Source organism: Bordetella genomosp. 2, from assembly GCF_002261345.1.
Lineage (GTDB): Bacteria > Pseudomonadota > Gammaproteobacteria > Burkholderiales > Burkholderiaceae_B > Bordetella_A.
Map to the genome: position 1 here is coordinate 591,846 of NZ_NEVT01000003.1, position 15,397 is coordinate 607,242.

Here is a 15,397-nt window from a genome sequence, read left to right on the forward strand (position 1 = left end):
GGGGCCCCGCAGGGCCCTAGTCGGCCAGCACGCCCAGCATCTCGCGCGCATGCTCGCGCGTGGTGGCGGTGATCTTGATGCCGCCCAGCATGCGCGCGATTTCCTCCACGCGCTGGCCGGCATCCAGTTCGTCGATGCGCGAACGCGTGGTGCCCGCCGTTTCCGTCTTGCTGACCCGGTATTGCGCATTGCCGCAGGCCGCCACCTGGGGCAAGTGCGTCACGCATAGCACCTGGTGGCGCTCGCCCAGTTCGCGCAGCAGCTTGCCCACGACCTCGGCCACCGCGCCGCCCACGCCGCTGTCCACTTCGTCGAAAATCAGCGTCGGCACCCGCGCGGCCCGGCTGGCGATCACCGACAGGGCCAGCGAAATACGCGCCAGCTCGCCGCCGGAGGCCACCTTGGCCAGCGGCCGCGGGGTCGTGCCGGCGTGGCCGGCCACCAGGAACTCGACTTGGTCGGCGCCGTGCGCCGACGGCGGCGCGGGCGAGACCGCCGGTTCGAAGCTGCCGCCCTGCATGGCCAGCGTCTGCATCGCCTGGGTGACTTGCTTGCCGAGGCTCTTGGCCACCTTGCGCCGCGCCGCCGAGAGCTTGCCGGCGGCCGCCTCGTACTGCGCGCGCGCCGCGTCGGCGCGCGTCCGCAGCGCGTCGATGTCGGCGGCGGCCTGCATGTCGGCGAGCTGGGCGTGCAATGCCTCGCGCAAGCCGGGCAGCGCGTCCGGTTCGGTCTTGAACTTGCGCGCCGTCTCGAACACCGCGCTCATGCGGGCGTCGACCTCGGCCAGCCGCTGCGGGTCGAGCTCGACCCGCGTGACATAGTTGTTCAGGTCGGACACCGCTTCGGCAACCGCGATGCGGGCCGATTCGAGCTCATCGGCCACGCCCTGCAGCGCGGGGTCGTGGCGCAGCATCTGCTGCAGCCGGTGCTGCGCGGCATTGATGCGGTGGTGGGCGGAATCGTCCTCGCCATCCAGCGCTTCGAGGATCTGCCCCGCGCCGTCCAGCAGGGCCTGGGCGTGCGCCAGGCGCGACTGCTCGGCTTGCAGGGTTTCCCATTCGTCGGCCTGCAGCGCCAGGCGGTCGAGTTCGTCGGCCTGCCATTGCAGGCGCTCGCGCTCGGCGGCCAGCCCGGCGGCGTCTTTCTCGGCCAGCTCGAGCTGGCGCGCCAGGGCGCGCCAGTCCTTCCAGGCCTGCGCCACCGCCTGGCGCAGTTCGCCATGGCCGCCATGGGCGTCCAGCATGTCGCGCTGGGCATCGGCGCGCATCAGGCTCTGGTGGGCGTGCTGGCCGTGGATGTCGACCAGGCTGTCGCCCAGTTCGCGCAGCTGGGCCAGGGTGGCGGGCATGCCGTTGATATAGCCGCGGCTGCGTCCCTGGACGTCGACCACACGCCGCAGCGCCAGTTCGTCGCCAGCATCCAGCTCGCGCTCGGCCAGCCAGTCGCGCAGGGCGGGCGGGGTGTCGAACACGGCGGTGATGTCGGCGCGGGCCGCGCCCTCGCGCAGCACGCCGGCGTCGGCGCGTTCGCCCAGCGCGAGGGCCAGGGCGTCGATCAGGATCGACTTGCCGGCGCCGGTCTCGCCGGAAAACACCGTGAAGCCGCCGCCGAAGTGGATCTCGGCCTGTTCTACGATGACGAAGTCGCGGATATGCAGGGTGCGCAGCATGGCCGGTGCGTCACTCCACGCTGTCCGAGGCCTGCGGCATCAGGTTCCAATGCAGCTTGCGGCGCAGGGTCGAGAAGAAGCTGTAGCCTTCCGGGTGCACGAACCGGATCGTGTGCGGCGCGCGCTGCACCGAGATCCGGTCGCCGGGCTGCAGGTCGGACCAGGTCTGCATGTCGAAATGCACGCTGGCGCCGACTTCCACCCGGCCGATGGCGGTCAGGGTCATGCTCAGCACGCCGTCGCCCGGGATGACGATCGGCCGGTTCGACAGGGTTTGCGGCGCCACCGGCACCAGCACCATGGCATCCAGGCCGGGATGCAGGATAGGGCCGTTGGCCGACAGCGCGTAGGCGGTCGAGCCGGTCGGCGTGGCGATGATCAGGCCGTCGGCGCGCTGGGCGTACATGAAGGCGCCGTCCACCTCGACCCGCACCTCGATCATGCCGCCGCGCCCGGCGCGGTTCAGCACCACGTCGTTCAGCGCCGGCGCGGTATACATGAGCTGGTCGCCGCGCCAGACGCTGCCGACCAGCAGCATGCGGTCCTCGGCCTGGTAGTTGCCCTCGATGACGCGGCCCAGCGCGGTGTGCGCTTCCTGCAGCGGCACGTCGGTGATGAAGCCGAGGCGGCCATGGTTGATGCCCACCAGCGGCACCCCGTAGGGAGCCAGGGTGCGGGCCGCGCCCAGCACCGTGCCGTCGCCCCCCATGACGACCGCCAGCGAGGCGGTTTCGCCGATTTCCTTCAGGCTGGCGACCGGGTATTCGCGCACGCCGGTGTTGCTGGCGGTATCGGCCTCGATGAGCACGCGGCGCCCGGCCTGCGCGAGCATGTGGGCCACGGCGCGCAGCGGTGCATCCAGGCCGGTGTCCTGGTGCCTGCCGATCAGGGCGACGATAGGGAAGTGCATGGCGGAAAACGGATCGGGACGATACGAAAAAGGCGGATTCGCCGATTATATGGGGCCGCATATTCATCTTGGGGCGGCCCGGCGCCAAAAAGCGCCCGATTTTTGAAAGTTTCCCTACAATACCTGGTATGGATGACCGCGCGCGCTCACTGCTGAAAGCGTTGATAGAACGCCACATCGCCGATGGGCAGCCCGTCGGCTCGCGCACGCTTTCCAAGGTTTTCGACCTTTCCCCGGCCACGATCCGCAACGTCATGGCCGACCTCGAAGACATGGGGCTGATCCATAGCCCGCACACCTCGGCCGGCCGGGTGCCCACGCCGCGCGGCTACCGCATGTTCGTCGACTCGCTGCTGGCGGTCCAGCCGTTCGAGTTCCAGCCGCAGCAGTTCAGCGAGGCCCTGACCGCCGCCGAGCCCTCCCGGGCCGTCAACGCGGCGGCGGCGCTGCTGTCGAACCTGACGCAATTCGCCGGCGTGGTGCTCACGCCCAAGCGCACCCAGGTATTCCGCCAGATCGAATTCATCCGCCTGTCCGACAAGCGGGTGCTGCTCATCATCGTCACCCCCGACGGCGACGTGCAGAACCGCATCCTGTCGGTGCAGCGCGACTACAGCGAAGCCGAATTGCTCGAGGCCGGCAATTTCTTCAATGTCCATTTCGCCGGCAAGTCGTTCGATGCCGTGCGCCGCACCCTGGCGACCGAGCTGGCGCAATTGCGCGAAGACATCTCCCGCCTGATGCAGGCGGCGGTCGAGGCGGGCGCCGAGGCCGCCGAGGACGGCGACGACATGGTCATCTCGGGCGAGCGCAAGCTGCTCGACGTCACCGACATCGCGTCCGACATGGACCGCCTGCGCAAGATGTTCTCGCTGTTCGAGCAGAAAACCGAGCTCCTGCAGCTGCTGGACATCTCCAGCCGCGCGCAAGGAGTGCAGATCTACATCGGCGGCGATTCCCAGCTGGTGCCCATGGAAGAAGTCTCGGTCATCACGGCGCCGTATGGCGTGGACGGCAGGGTGGTCGGCACCCTCGGCGTCATCGGCCCCACCCGCATGGCCTACGAGCGCGTCATCCCCATTGTCGATATCACCGCGCGCCTGTTGTCCAACGCGCTCAGCCACAACCAGTAGCCTCCTTCCCGGGTAGCGCGCCAGAGAGGTATTTTCGTGTTTCTTCGCCTGTTCAAGTATTTGTGGCCCGAGCGCTATCTTCCCGAACCCGAGCAGGCAGACCCTTTCGACGACAACCCCGCCCCCCGCGCGCCGGCGCCGGCCGGCGTGCTGCTGGTCAACCTCGGCACGCCGGAAACCGCCACGCCGCGCGACATCCGCCGCTACCTGGCCGCCTTCCTGTCCGATCCGCGGGTCATCGAGATCCCGCGCCTCCTGTGGCTGCCCATCCTGCACGGCCTGGTGCTGGCGCGCCGGCCGCGCCGGCTGCAGCCGCGCTACGCCGGCATCTGGATGGACGGCGGTTCGCCGCTCATGGTCTACAGCCGCCGGCAAGCCGAAGGCGTGCAGCGCGCCCTGCAGGCGCGCGGGCGCGCCGTCCGGGTGGAGCTCGCCATGCGCTATGGCGAACCCTCCATCGCGCAGGCCATGGCGCGGCTGCGCGAGCAGGGCTGCGAGCACATCCTGACCGTACCGCTGTACCCGCAGTACGCCGCCAGCACGACCGCCACCGTGGTGGACGCCGTGGCCGCGCACGCCGCGCGCCTGCGCGACCAGCCCGAACTGCGGTTCATCAAGCGCTTTCATGACGACCCTGGCTACCTGGACGCCCTGGCCGCCCGCATTGCCGCCTATTGGCAGGCCCATGGCCGACCCCAGAAGCTCGTCATGAGCTTCCACGGCCTGCCGCGCTATTCGATCGAGCTGGGCGACCCCTACTACCGGGACTGCCTCGAAACCGCGCGCCTGCTGCGCGAACGCCTGGGGCTGGCGGCCGACCAGGTCGAAGTCACCTTCCAGAGCCGGTTCGGCGCCGCCCGCTGGCTCGAGCCGTATACCGAGCCCACCCTCAAGGCCCTGGCGGCCGACGGCGTCACCGAGGTCGATGTGGTGTGCCCGGGCTTCGTGGCCGATTGCCTGGAAACCCTCGAGGAAATCAGCCAGGAATGCCGCGACGCCTTTCTGGGCGCCGGTGGCCGCCAGTTCCGGTACATCCCCGCGCTCAACGACGATCCGGCCTGGGTCGAGGGGCTTGCGGCCCTGGTCGACAATCACTTACAAGGCTGGCCCACGGGCCGGGATGTAGGCCGTACACTGGACGCAAGCGCGCCCTCGTCCTGATGGGGGCGCGGCGGCCCGGTGGGCCGCGACCGATCGCCACTTTTGCAGGAGACCGCGTATGAATACCTCCGTGAAGCCCGCCGTGGGCACGTCTTCCGAGCCCGGCCATACCGACCTGAAGGAAGACGCCGTCGAGCGCGACCTGGATGAAGCGCTGGCCGAAACCTTCCCTGCCAGCGATCCGATCGCCATCACGCCGGACGAAGCCCCGCAGCGCGCGCCCGAGGAGGCCATCGACGAGGCGCTCGAAGAGACATTCCCGGCCAGCGACCCGCCGGCGCCCGTGCAGCCCGACAAGGCCTAGGGCGGCCGGCCGCCTGGCGCGACGGGTTCGACAAGCCTCTTGAAATCGCCGGATCGACCCCCATTATCGGGGCCGACGCTATTGTTTTTTGGAGGATTTCCCCATGACGGCATCTCAAGAGCCTGTCGACCAAGCGCCTCAGTCCGAGGAGCAGTCCACGCCGGCGCCCGCCGATTCGGTCGAGGCGCTGCAGGCCGAGCTCGCTGCCCTGCGCGCCGAGCTCGAAGCCGCCCAGGCCACCGTCAATGAACAGCAGGACCAGATCCTGCGCAACCGCGCCGAGGTCGAGAATATCCGCCGCCGCGCCCAGGACGATGTCGCCAAGGCGCGCAAGTTCGGCATCGAATCCTTCGCGGAAAGCCTGGTGCCCGTCAAGGACAGCCTGGAAGCCGCGCTGGCGCAGCCCGACCAGACTCTCGAGGCCCTGCGCGAAGGCGTCGAAGTCACCCTCAAGCAGCTGGCCGGCGCCTTCGAGCGCAACCTGCTCAAGGAAATCGCCCCGGCCCAGGGCGACAAGTTCGATCCCCACCTGCACCAGGCCATTTCCTCGGTGCCGGCCGAACAGCCCGCCAATACCGTCCTGCAGTTGTTGCAGAAGGGCTATGCCATCGCCGATCGCACCCTGCGCCCGGCGCTGGTGGTGGTCTCGGCGGGCCAGGGGTAGGCCGCCATGTCCGGCCCCGCTTCGTTCGATCCCGCGCAGGTATTCGACGTTTTCGCCATGCGGCCGGTGGGCTCGCAGGACTTCGACCAGGCCGTGGTCGAGGCGCCGGGCGACGACCTGCGCTGTGTTTTCCTGTGGGGCCAGGATTGTTACAATTGTAATATTTTCAAGCAGACCGCCTTGCTGCATCGCCAGGCGCTGCTCGACCTGGGGCTGACCTGGTTCCAGGCCGACGTCTACGCCGACGAGGCGCTGGGGCGGCGCTTCTCGCTGCACGGCGTGCCCACGTTCGTGCTGTTCCGTTCGGGCAAGCGGCTCGGGCGCATCACCGGCTGGCCGGGCCTGCCCCAGTTCACCGGGGCCATCGCGCGGCTGCGCGGCTCTTGAAAAACCCCTGCGGCAACCCCAGTTAGGCTAAGACTCAGTTTTCCATTCCATTAACGGAACTCAATCAAGGCATTTCACCATGAGCAAAATCATCGGCATCGACCTGGGCACGACCAACAGCTGCGTGGCTGTAATGGACGGCAGCCAGGTCAAGATCATCGAGAACGCCGAAGGTGCGCGCACCACGCCCTCCATCGTTGCCTACATGGACGATGGCGAGACCCTGGTTGGCGCGCCGGCCAAGCGCCAGGCGGTCACCAACCCCAAGAACACCCTGTACGCGGTCAAGCGCCTGATCGGCCGCAAGTTCGACGAAAAAGCGGTGCAGAAGGACATCGACCTGATGCCCTACAGCATCGTTAAGGCGGACAACGGCGACGCCTGGGTCGAAGTGCGCGGCAAGAAAATCGCGCCTCCCCAAGTGTCGGCCGACGTGCTGCGCAAAATGAAGAAGACCGCCGAGGACTACCTGGGCGAAGAAGTGACCGAAGCCGTCATCACGGTGCCGGCCTACTTCAACGACAGCCAGCGCCAGGCCACCAAGGACGCCGGCCGCATCGCCGGCCTGGAAGTCAAGCGCATCATCAACGAGCCGACCGCGGCCGCGCTGGCCTTCGGCCTGGACAAGTCCGAAAAGGGCGACCGCAAGATCGCGGTCTATGACCTGGGCGGCGGCACGTTCGACGTGTCCATCATCGAAATCGCCGATGTCGATGGCGAGAAGCAGTTCGAAGTGCTGTCCACCAACGGCGACACCTTCCTGGGCGGCGAAGACTTCGACCAGCGCATCATCGACTACATCATCGGCGAATTCAAGAAAGAGCAGGGCGTCGACCTGTCCAAGGACGTGCTGGCCCTGCAGCGCTTGAAGGAAGCCGCCGAGAAAGCCAAGATCGAGCTGTCGTCGAGCCAGCAGACCGAGATCAACCTGCCGTACATCACGGCCGATGCGTCCGGTCCGAAGCACCTCAACCTGAAGATCACGCGCGCCAAGCTGGAAGCGCTGGTCGAGGAACTGATCGAGCGCACCATCGAGCCCTGCCGCGTGGCCATCAAGGACGCCGGCGTGAAGGTCTCCGAGATCGACGACGTGATCCTGGTCGGCGGCATGACCCGCATGCCCAAGGTCCAGGAGAAGGTCAAGGAATTCTTCGGCAAGGATCCGCGCAAGGACGTCAACCCCGATGAGGCCGTCGCCGCCGGCGCCGCCATCCAGGGCTCCGTGCTGTCGGGCGACCGCAAGGACGTGCTGCTGCTGGACGTGACGCCGCTGTCCCTGGGCATCGAGACCCTGGGCGGCGTGATGACCAAGATGATCCAGAAGAACACCACGATCCCGACCCGGTTCTCGCAGACGTTCTCCACCGCCGACGACAACCAGCCGGCCGTGACCATCAAGGTGTTCCAGGGCGAGCGCGAAATCGCCGCGGGCAACAAGAGCCTGGGCGAGTTCAACCTCGAGGGCATTCCGCCGGCGCCGCGCGGCGTGCCGCAGATCGAAGTCACGTTCGACATCGACGCCAACGGCATCCTGCACGTGTCCGCCAAGGACAAGGGCACCGGCAAGGAAAACAAGATCACCATCAAGGCCAACTCGGGCTTGTCGGAAGAAGAGATCGAGCGCATGGTCAAGGACGCCGAGGCGAACGCCGAGGAAGACCACCGTGTCGCCGAGCTGGCCCAGGCCCGCAACCAGGCCGACGCGCTGGTGCACGCCACCCGCAAGTCGCTGACCGAGTATGGCGAAAAGCTCGAGGCTTCGGAAAAGGAAGCAATCGAGAACGCCATCAAGGAACTCGAAGAGGTCCTGAAAGACGGCGACAAGGCGGCCATCGACGCCAAGGTCGAGGCGTTGTCGACGGCCTCGCAGAAGCTGGGCGAGAAGATGTACGCCGACATGCAGGCCGGCCAGGCTGCGCAGCAGCAGGCGGCGGCCGATGCGGCCAAGCCGGTGGACGACAACGTGGTCGATGCCGACTTCAAGGAAGTCAAGCGCGATCAATAATGGCCGTCCATGACGCCTAGAATGCGCCCGGTAGCCGGATTTCCCGGCTACCGGGCGGATTCGTTCAGTACCCCCAAGTCACGGCTCGTTCCCGGGCCCATCCAATATGGCAAAACGCGATTACTACGAAGTCCTGGGCGTGGCGAAGAACGCCTCGGACGATGAACTGAAGAAGGCCTACCGGAAGCTGGCCATGAAGTACCATCCGGACCGCAATCCGGACAGCAAAGACGCCGAGGAAAAGTTCAAGGAAATCAAGGAAGCCTATGAAGTCCTGGGCGACGAGCAGAAGCGCGCCGCCTATGACCGCTATGGCCATGCCGGCGTCGACCCGAACGCCGCCGGCATGGGCGGTGGCATGGGGGGCGGCTTCGCCGACGCGTTCGGCGACATCTTCGGCGAGATCTTCGGCGCCGCCGCGGGGCGCCGTGGCGGCGGCCCGCAGGTGTACCGCGGCGCCGATCTCAAGTATTCGCTGGAAATCACCCTGGAGCAGGCCGCCCACGGCTTCGACACCGAGATCCGCGTGCCGAGCTGGGAACAATGCGAAACCTGCCACGGCAGCGGCGCCAAGCCCGGCACCTCGCCCAAGACCTGCCGCACCTGCGGCGGTTCCGGCGCGGTGCGCATGCAGCAGGGCTTCTTCAGCGTGCAGCAGACCTGCCCGACCTGCCACGGCAGCGGCAAGGAAATCACCGATCCGTGCACGGCCTGCGACGGCGTGGGGCGCATCCGCCGCAACAAGACCCTGCAGGTCAAGATCCCGGCCGGCATCGACGACGGCATGCGCATCCGCTCCAGTGGCAATGGCGAGCCGGGCATCAACGGCGGCCCGCCGGGCGACCTGTACGTCGAGATCCACATCAAGCCGCACAAGATCTTCCAGCGCGACGGCGACGACCTGCACTGCGAGTTGACCATTCCGTTCACCACGGCGGCGCTGGGCGGCGAACTGCAGGTGCCGACGCTGGGCGGCAAGGCCGAGATCTCCATTCCCGAGGGCACCCAGTCCGGCAAGACGTTCCGCCTGCGCGGCAAGGGCATCCGCGGGGTGCGCGGCAGCTATCCCGGCGACCTGTACTGCCACGTGGTGGTGGAGACGCCGGTGCGCCTGAGCGACGAGCAGAAGGCCATCCTGCGCCAGTTCGAGGCGTCGTTGAACGACGGCGGCGACCGCCATTCGCCCCAGAGCAAGTCCTGGACCGATCGCGTCAAGGAATTCTTCAGCTGATTGCCGGGCCGCGCCGGCGAACAAGAAAAAGCCCCTGCCGCAAGTCGCGGCAGGGGCTTTTTCCCTGCAGGCCGCCGGCCCGGTAAGGCCGGCTGGCGTGCCGATCAGCGCACCACCGGCGGGTACTCCAGCTCGCCGAAGGTGTATTCACCGCTGGCCTTGGCTTGGGCCAGTTCGGCCTTCACCTGCTCGCGGGTCTTGCCGGCGGCGGTCGAGACCTGGACGGCGGGGTAGTCCTGTTCGCCGTAGGTCACCAGGCCGGCGGCCTTGGCCTGGGCCAGGTCGGCTTCCACCTGGGCGCGGGTCGGCGCGTTGGCATCGGCCTGGCCGTACACGCCCTGGAACGGGACGTTGTTGGGTTCGATATTGGGCGAGGCGGCATAGGCGCCGGCGCTCAGCAGGCCCATCGAAACAAGTAGCGCGGTAGCAAGGGTTTTCATAAGACCTCCATTCGTCTGTTGATCTGGGACTGAATCCGGCGGCCTTTCCGTCGTGATTCGTTGTGTTTCCCGATGACTGCATTCTGCGCCGATCGGAACCTGGGATAAACCCTGATTTCCTGAAAATATTTTTCCATTATTTGGTGTAATCATTTTTGATATGCCATTTACTGCTTAAAAATGGCTTAATAAACCAAATAGTCATCCGGCCCGGCATCCGGGCGCACAAAAGAAAGCGCCGGCCATGGGGCCGGCGCCAAGGGGGGCGGATGGCGGGAGGCGCTTACGGCGCGGCTTTCTTGGCCGGGGTGAAGTCGCCCGCCACGGCGGTGCTGAAATCGGCCGGGTCCAGGTACTTGCGCAACGCCGTATTGACCCGCTCGGGCGTCAGGGCGGCGATCTGGCGGTCCATCTCGGCGGACCATTCGAAGGTGCGGCCCCGCTTCAGGTAGTCGATCCAGGTCGATGCCAGGACGTCGTCCTGGGCGCGCGCCAGCTTGCGATAGTTGAGCAGCGCCGCGATGCCGTCGCGCACTTCCTCGTCGGTGAAGCCGTCCTTCAGGGCCCGCGCCAGCTCTTCGCCGATGGCTTTCTCGAGGCGGTCGCGGTTCTGCGGCGCATAGATGGCGTAGATGGTCCAGTTGGCCGACGGCTCGAACGAGGACACCGACAACGAGCTGCGTACGTTGTAGGACAGGCCTTCGGTCTCGCGCACGCGGTTCCACAGGCGCGAGGTCTCGGACGTGCCCAGCAGGAAGTTGGCCAGGTACAGCGCGGGGAAGTCCGGGTCGGTGTCCTGCAGCTTGAGCGGCATGCGCGAGATGTAGAAGGCGTTGGCCTTGTCGGGCGTGTCGATGCTGTACTGCTTCGACGCCACGTCGCGGTACGGGTCGTCCAGCCGGGTATAGGCGGGCGCGCGCTTCCAGTCTTTCAGGCCGGCGGTCAGGGTCTGCTTGACCGCGGCGGGATCGAAGTCGCCGACCGCCGAGAACTTGACGGCGCCCGCGCCGTAGAAGCGCTCGTGGAACGCGGCCAGGGGACCGCGTTCGAGGGCCTTGGCGTCGGCCAGGGCTTCCTCGAACGAGGGCACGTAGCGCACGTCGTCGGCCGGCCACGGGTTGTTGTGGCGCGCCAGCGCGCGCGAGGCCAGGGCGGTGGGCTCGGTCATGGCGCTACGGATCGAGGTGATGGCCTGGCGCTGGTATTCCTCGACCTGGGCCGCCGGGAAATCCGCATTGCGCACGATATCCAGCACCAGCGCCAGCAGTTCGGGCAGGTGCTCGCTGGCGGTGGACATGGACACGGTCAGGTCGGTGCCCGAGCCGCTGAACTGGACCTGGGCCTGCAGGGCGTCGAAGCGGTCCTGGATATCCTGGCGCGACAGCTTGGGCGTGCCGCGCTCGAGCAGATCGGCCACCGCCGAGGCGTTGACGCGCTGCCCGCGCAGGCTGTCGGCGTCGCCGAACTGCACCAGCAGCTCGGCCTGCACGCGGCCGCCGCGCGTGGCCTTGGGCAGCAGGGCCAGCTGGACCGGCCCGTTGGGCAGGTCCAGCTGGCTGCGTTGCGTGAGCTTGTCGATGTTTTCGGGCGTGGGGTCGAAGGCCTCGGCCTGCTTGAAGTCGGGGTCGCCTTGGTAATCCTTGAGCAGGGTGTCCAGGTCGGGGCGCTGGGCGGCGGGGGCGCGCTGCGGCTTCTCGGTGGGAATGTAGCGGCCCTCGGTGCGGTTGCTGGCCACCAGGTAGGCGTCGGCCACGCGCTGCACGTCGGCCAGCTTGGCTTCGCGCACGCGGTCGCGCTGCACGAAGAACAAGCGCCAGTCGCCCGCGGCGATGGCCTCGGAGAGCGCCACGCCGATTTTCTCCGGGTCGGCATAGACCTGCTGCCAGGCCGTCAGCCATTTGCTGCGCGCCCGGTCCAGTTCGGCCTGGGTGAACGGCTTGCCGGCCAGCGATTCGAGCGTGGAGGCCAGCGTGCGCAGGGCCTGGTCCTGGTCCATGCCGGGCTGCAGCTGCGCGCCGAACATGGCGACGCCGGGATCGTATTGGTCCATGGTGAAGCCGAACACGTCGGTGGCCTGCTTGGTGGGCACCAGCGCGTGGTACAGGCGGCCGGACGGGGTATCGGCCAGGATGGTCGCGGCCAGGTCGAATGCGGCGTAGTCCGGGCTGCCGGCGGCCGGGATGTGATACATGGCCGCGACCAGCGGCGTCCCGCCGGCGCGGCGCAGGGTCACGGCGCGTTCGCCGTCCTGGACCGGCTCGACGGTGTATTCGGGCGGCAGTTCGCGCTGCGGCTTGGGCAGCTTGCCGAGGGTGTCGCGGATGGCGTCCAGCGTGCTTTGCGGGTCGAACTTGCCGGCCACGATCAGCACGGCGTTGTCGGGCTGGTAATACTGGTGATAGAACGCCCGCAGCTGGCCGACGTCGACGTTTTCCACGTCGGAGCGCGCGCCGATGGTGCTCTTGCCGTAGTTGTGCCACTGATAGGCGGCCGCCTGCATCTTCTGCATCAGCACGCGGAACGGGTTGTTCTCGCCGCTTTCCATTTCGTTGCGCACCACGGTCATCTCGGAGTCGAGGTCTTCCTTGGCGATCAGGGAATTGACCATGGCGTCGGCCTGCCAGCCCAGGTACCACTTGAGGGTTTCCGGGTTGGCCGCGAAGCTGGCGAAGTAGTTGGTGCGGTCGGCCGAGGTGGACCCGTTGGCCTGCAGGCCGCGCCGCGAGAACTCGCCCAGCGCGTTGCGCACCGTCGGGGTGCCCTTGAACAGCATGTGTTCCAGCAGGTGGGCCATGCCGGTCTGGCCGTAGTTTTCCTGGCGCGAACCCACCAGGTAGGTCATGTTGACCGTGGTGGTGGGCTTGGAGGCGTCGGGCGCCAGCAGTACGCGCAGGCCGTTGGACAGCCGGTATTCGGAAATGCCCTCGACCGAGGCGACCTCGGACAGGCCCGCCGGCGCATTGGCGGCGCCGGCCTGGAAGGCCAGGAACGACGTGATCAGCAAGGCGTTCAGGCGGGCGGACAAACCGGAAAGCGAAAGACGCATGGCAGGAATCCATGTAACGGACGAATGTCGTTGGAGTGTATACGGACCGGATGGTTCCGATTTGAACCGCTTCCCGTCCCGGGTGTAAGCTGTACTGGACCACTGCCGTTACAAAAGACGGGATGCGCGAGGGCCTGCCAGCAGGCTTCCCGTCTTGCGCCCGGGCCGCCGGCCCGCCGGCGCCTGCCGTTCGCGCGTTTGTTGCCGGCGCCGGGCCGGCCAACCTGACCGGAGGAACGGCCATGCTGACCGATCTCGTCACGCGCGCCTTGTCCCAGCTGATCGGCACGCCGCTCAGCCAGGACCGCATCAAGGGACGTTTCCGCTATGCCTATGCCAGCGACGACGGCCAGTTCGTCGCCATCCTGGGCCACGACCTGACCACCTACGTCGTCGATGTGCCCGCGCAGCGCTATTTCGCCGAATGCGGCGGCTCGCCGCGCGGCTTCGCCGGCCACGTGCTCGAAATGGAAGGCCTGCCGTCGCGGCTGCGCCGCTGGCCGGCCGCCAACGAACTGTTCGACCTCGACATGGACGGCGAAGATATCTCATGGCGCCGCTGTCCCGGTCCGCAGGAGCATTTCTCGGTGCGGGCCGGCCAGACGCGCGCGGCCTGAGCCGAAGCGCCTGCCGGTGTGCCGCATGGGTGTCTGACACCCTGAGGACCTTGCGCCGCTACAATGCGCGCATGGAATCCGCCGCCTCTTGCCCGATGCCGTCCGGCGCCACGCTGGTCGAATGCACGCACACGCGCCATGCCGGCGCGATCCTGGCCATTTTCAACGACGCCATCCTGACCTCCACGGCCCTGTACGACTACAAGCCGCGCGCCGCGGCGTCCATGGAGACCTGGTTCCAGGCCAAGGCGGCCGGCCAGTTTCCGGTGGTCGGGTTCGAGAATGCGGCCGGCGAGCTCATGGGCTTTGCCAGCTACGGCACCTTCCGCGCCTGGCCGGCCTATAAATATACGGTGGAGCACTCTGTCTACGTCGACACCCGCTTCCGCGGGCAGGGGCTGGGCGAAGCCCTGATGCGCGCCCTGATCGACCGCGCCCGCCAGAACCAGGTGCACGTGCTGGTGGGCGGCATCGACGCGGCCAACGCGGGCAGCATCCGCCTGCACGAGAAACTCGGCTTCAAGCACGCGGGCACCATCGCCCAGGCGGGCTTCAAGTTCGGCCGCTGGCTCGACCTGGCGTTCTACCAGCTGACCCTGGACACGCCCGCGCAGCCGGTCGACGGCTGAACGCGCCGCGCCCTTATTTCGACAGCAGCCGCATGGCCTGCTCGAGGCCGGCCACGGTCACCGGGAACATGCGCTGCTGCATGATGTCGCGCAGCAGCGCGATCGACTGCCGGTATTGCCACGAGGCGGTGGGCTCGGGATTGAGCCACGCGGCCTTGGGCCAGGCGTCGAGCAGGCGTCGCAGCCAGACCGCGCCGGGTTCTTTGTTGTAGTGCTCGACCGAGCCGCCCGGCTGCAGGATCTCGTACGGGCTCATGGTGGCGTCGCCGACGATGATCAGCCGCCAGTCGGCGTTGTACTTGCGCAGCACGTCCCAGGTATCGAAGCGTTCGTTCTGGCGCCGGCGGTTGCTCTGCCACAGGCTTTCGTACGGGCAGTTGTGGAAGTAATAGACCTCCAGGTTGCGGAACTCGCTGCGGGCGGCCGAGAACAGTTCCTCGACGCGCGCGATGTGGTCGTCCATGCTGCCGCCCACGTCCAGCAGCATCAGCACCTTGACGGTATTGTGGCGTTCCGGCACCAGGCGCAGGTCCAGGTGCCCGGCGTTGCGGGCGGTGCTGGCGATGGTGTCGTCCAGGTCCAGCTCCAGGTCGGCGCCCTCGCGCGCGAAGCGGCGCAGCCGCCGCAACGCCACCTTGAAATTGCGCGTGCCCAGCTCGACCTGGTCGTCGTAGTCGCGGAACTGGCGCATGTCCCAGACCTTGACCGCGCTGCGGTTGCCGGCCGAGTCGCCGCCCACGCGGATGCCTTCCGGGTGGTAGCCGCCATTGCCGAACGGCGAGGTGCCGCCAGTGCCGATCCATTTGCTGCCGCCCGCGTGGCGTTCTTTCTGTTCCTCCAGGCGCTCTTTGAAGAGCTCCATCAGCTTGTCCCAGCCATGCCGCTGGATGGCCGCCTTTTCTTCCGGGGTCAGGCTTTTCTCGAACTGCTTGATCAGCCAGTCGAGCGGGATCTCCTTGCCGGCCGGCAGCGCCGCCTCGATGCCCCGGTAGTAGGCGCCGAATGCCTTGTCATAGCGGTCGTAGAGCGATTCGTCCTTCACCAGCGCGGCCCGCGCCAGGAAGTAGAAATCGTCCAGCGTGGGCGGCATGACCTGCGCCCGCAGGGCTTCCAGCAGGGTCAGGTATTCCTTGACCGAGACCGGCAGCTGGTGCGCGCGCAGGTGGTAGAAGAATTCGATCAGCATGGCAGCCTGGCCGTG

14 protein-coding genes are annotated in these 15,397 nt (G+C 67.4%); 9 read left to right on the plus strand and 5 right to left on the minus strand.

Annotated elements, in window-relative coordinates; all coding sequences use genetic code 11:
• Positions 1-16: 16 nt before the first annotated feature.
• Both recN and CAL24_RS04885 read right to left on the minus strand, forming a co-directional pair.
• Positions 17-1,669, minus strand: coding sequence for a DNA repair protein RecN (gene recN, locus CAL24_RS04880; protein WP_028356572.1), 1,653 nt, complete (start codon positions 1,667-1,669; stop codon positions 17-19).
• Positions 1,670-1,679: 10 nt separating this feature from the next.
• A complete protein-coding gene (locus tag CAL24_RS04885; RefSeq protein WP_094805881.1) occupies positions 1,680-2,579 on the minus strand; it encodes an NAD kinase in 900 nt (299 codons plus the stop codon).
• Positions 2,580-2,707: 128 nt separating this feature from the next.
• Between CAL24_RS04885 and hrcA the strand changes: the two genes are divergently transcribed.
• From hrcA to dnaJ, 7 genes are all read left to right on the plus strand, one after another.
• A complete protein-coding gene (gene hrcA / locus CAL24_RS04890) occupies positions 2,708-3,712 on the plus strand; it encodes a heat-inducible transcriptional repressor HrcA (RefSeq protein WP_094805882.1) in 1,005 nt (334 codons plus the stop codon).
• Between the two features lie 36 nt (positions 3,713-3,748).
• Positions 3,749-4,873: a ferrochelatase gene (hemH, locus tag CAL24_RS04895; protein ID WP_051439619.1), complete on the plus strand. Its 1,125-nt coding sequence runs from the start codon at positions 3,749-3,751 to the stop codon at positions 4,871-4,873.
• Positions 4,874-4,931: 58 nt separating this feature from the next.
• Positions 4,932-5,177: a hypothetical protein gene (locus tag CAL24_RS04900; RefSeq protein WP_094805883.1), complete on the plus strand. Its 246-nt coding sequence runs from the start codon at positions 4,932-4,934 to the stop codon at positions 5,175-5,177.
• A gap of 103 nt (positions 5,178-5,280) precedes the next feature.
• The gene (grpE, locus tag CAL24_RS04905; protein WP_028356568.1) at positions 5,281-5,841 is read left to right on the plus strand and encodes a nucleotide exchange factor GrpE; all 561 of its coding nucleotides are present in this window, start codon (positions 5,281-5,283) and stop codon (positions 5,839-5,841) included.
• A gap of 6 nt (positions 5,842-5,847) precedes the next feature.
• Positions 5,848-6,228: a thioredoxin family protein gene (locus CAL24_RS04910; RefSeq protein ID WP_094805884.1), complete on the plus strand. Its 381-nt coding sequence runs from the start codon at positions 5,848-5,850 to the stop codon at positions 6,226-6,228.
• Between the two features lie 79 nt (positions 6,229-6,307).
• Positions 6,308-8,233 (plus strand): molecular chaperone DnaK, encoded by a 1,926-nt coding sequence (gene dnaK / locus CAL24_RS04915; RefSeq protein WP_028356566.1) that lies wholly within the window; start codon positions 6,308-6,310, stop codon positions 8,231-8,233.
• A 106-nt stretch (positions 8,234-8,339) separates the two neighbouring features.
• Entirely contained in the window at positions 8,340-9,464 is a 1,125-nt protein-coding gene (gene dnaJ / locus CAL24_RS04920; RefSeq protein ID WP_028356565.1) for a molecular chaperone DnaJ, read from the plus strand.
• A gap of 104 nt (positions 9,465-9,568) precedes the next feature.
• Here dnaJ and CAL24_RS04925 read toward each other — a convergent pair whose 3' ends face one another.
• Together CAL24_RS04925 and CAL24_RS04930 are read right to left on the minus strand one after the other, a co-directional pair.
• Positions 9,569-9,904: a DUF4148 domain-containing protein gene (locus tag CAL24_RS04925; RefSeq protein ID WP_028356564.1), complete on the minus strand. Its 336-nt coding sequence runs from the start codon at positions 9,902-9,904 to the stop codon at positions 9,569-9,571.
• Between the two features lie 283 nt (positions 9,905-10,187).
• On the minus strand, positions 10,188-12,950 hold the full coding sequence (locus CAL24_RS04930) for a M16 family metallopeptidase (RefSeq protein ID WP_094805885.1): 2,763 nt from the start codon (positions 12,948-12,950) through the stop codon (positions 10,188-10,190).
• Between the two features lie 242 nt (positions 12,951-13,192).
• Here CAL24_RS04930 and CAL24_RS04935 point away from each other — a divergent pair, with 242 nt between their 5' ends.
• Together CAL24_RS04935 and CAL24_RS04940 are read left to right on the plus strand one after the other, a co-directional pair.
• Entirely contained in the window at positions 13,193-13,567 is a 375-nt protein-coding gene (locus tag CAL24_RS04935; RefSeq protein WP_094805886.1) for a hypothetical protein, read from the plus strand.
• Between the two features lie 95 nt (positions 13,568-13,662).
• Positions 13,663-14,196 (plus strand): GNAT family N-acetyltransferase, encoded by a 534-nt coding sequence (locus tag CAL24_RS04940; RefSeq protein WP_038854130.1) that lies wholly within the window; start codon positions 13,663-13,665, stop codon positions 14,194-14,196.
• 13 nt (positions 14,197-14,209) lie between these two features.
• Here the strand turns inward: CAL24_RS04940 and CAL24_RS04945 are convergent, their stop codons facing one another.
• Positions 14,210-15,382, minus strand: coding sequence for a vWA domain-containing protein (locus CAL24_RS04945; protein ID WP_094805887.1), 1,173 nt, complete (start codon positions 15,380-15,382; stop codon positions 14,210-14,212).
• Between the last annotated feature and the right edge of the window lie 15 nt (positions 15,383-15,397).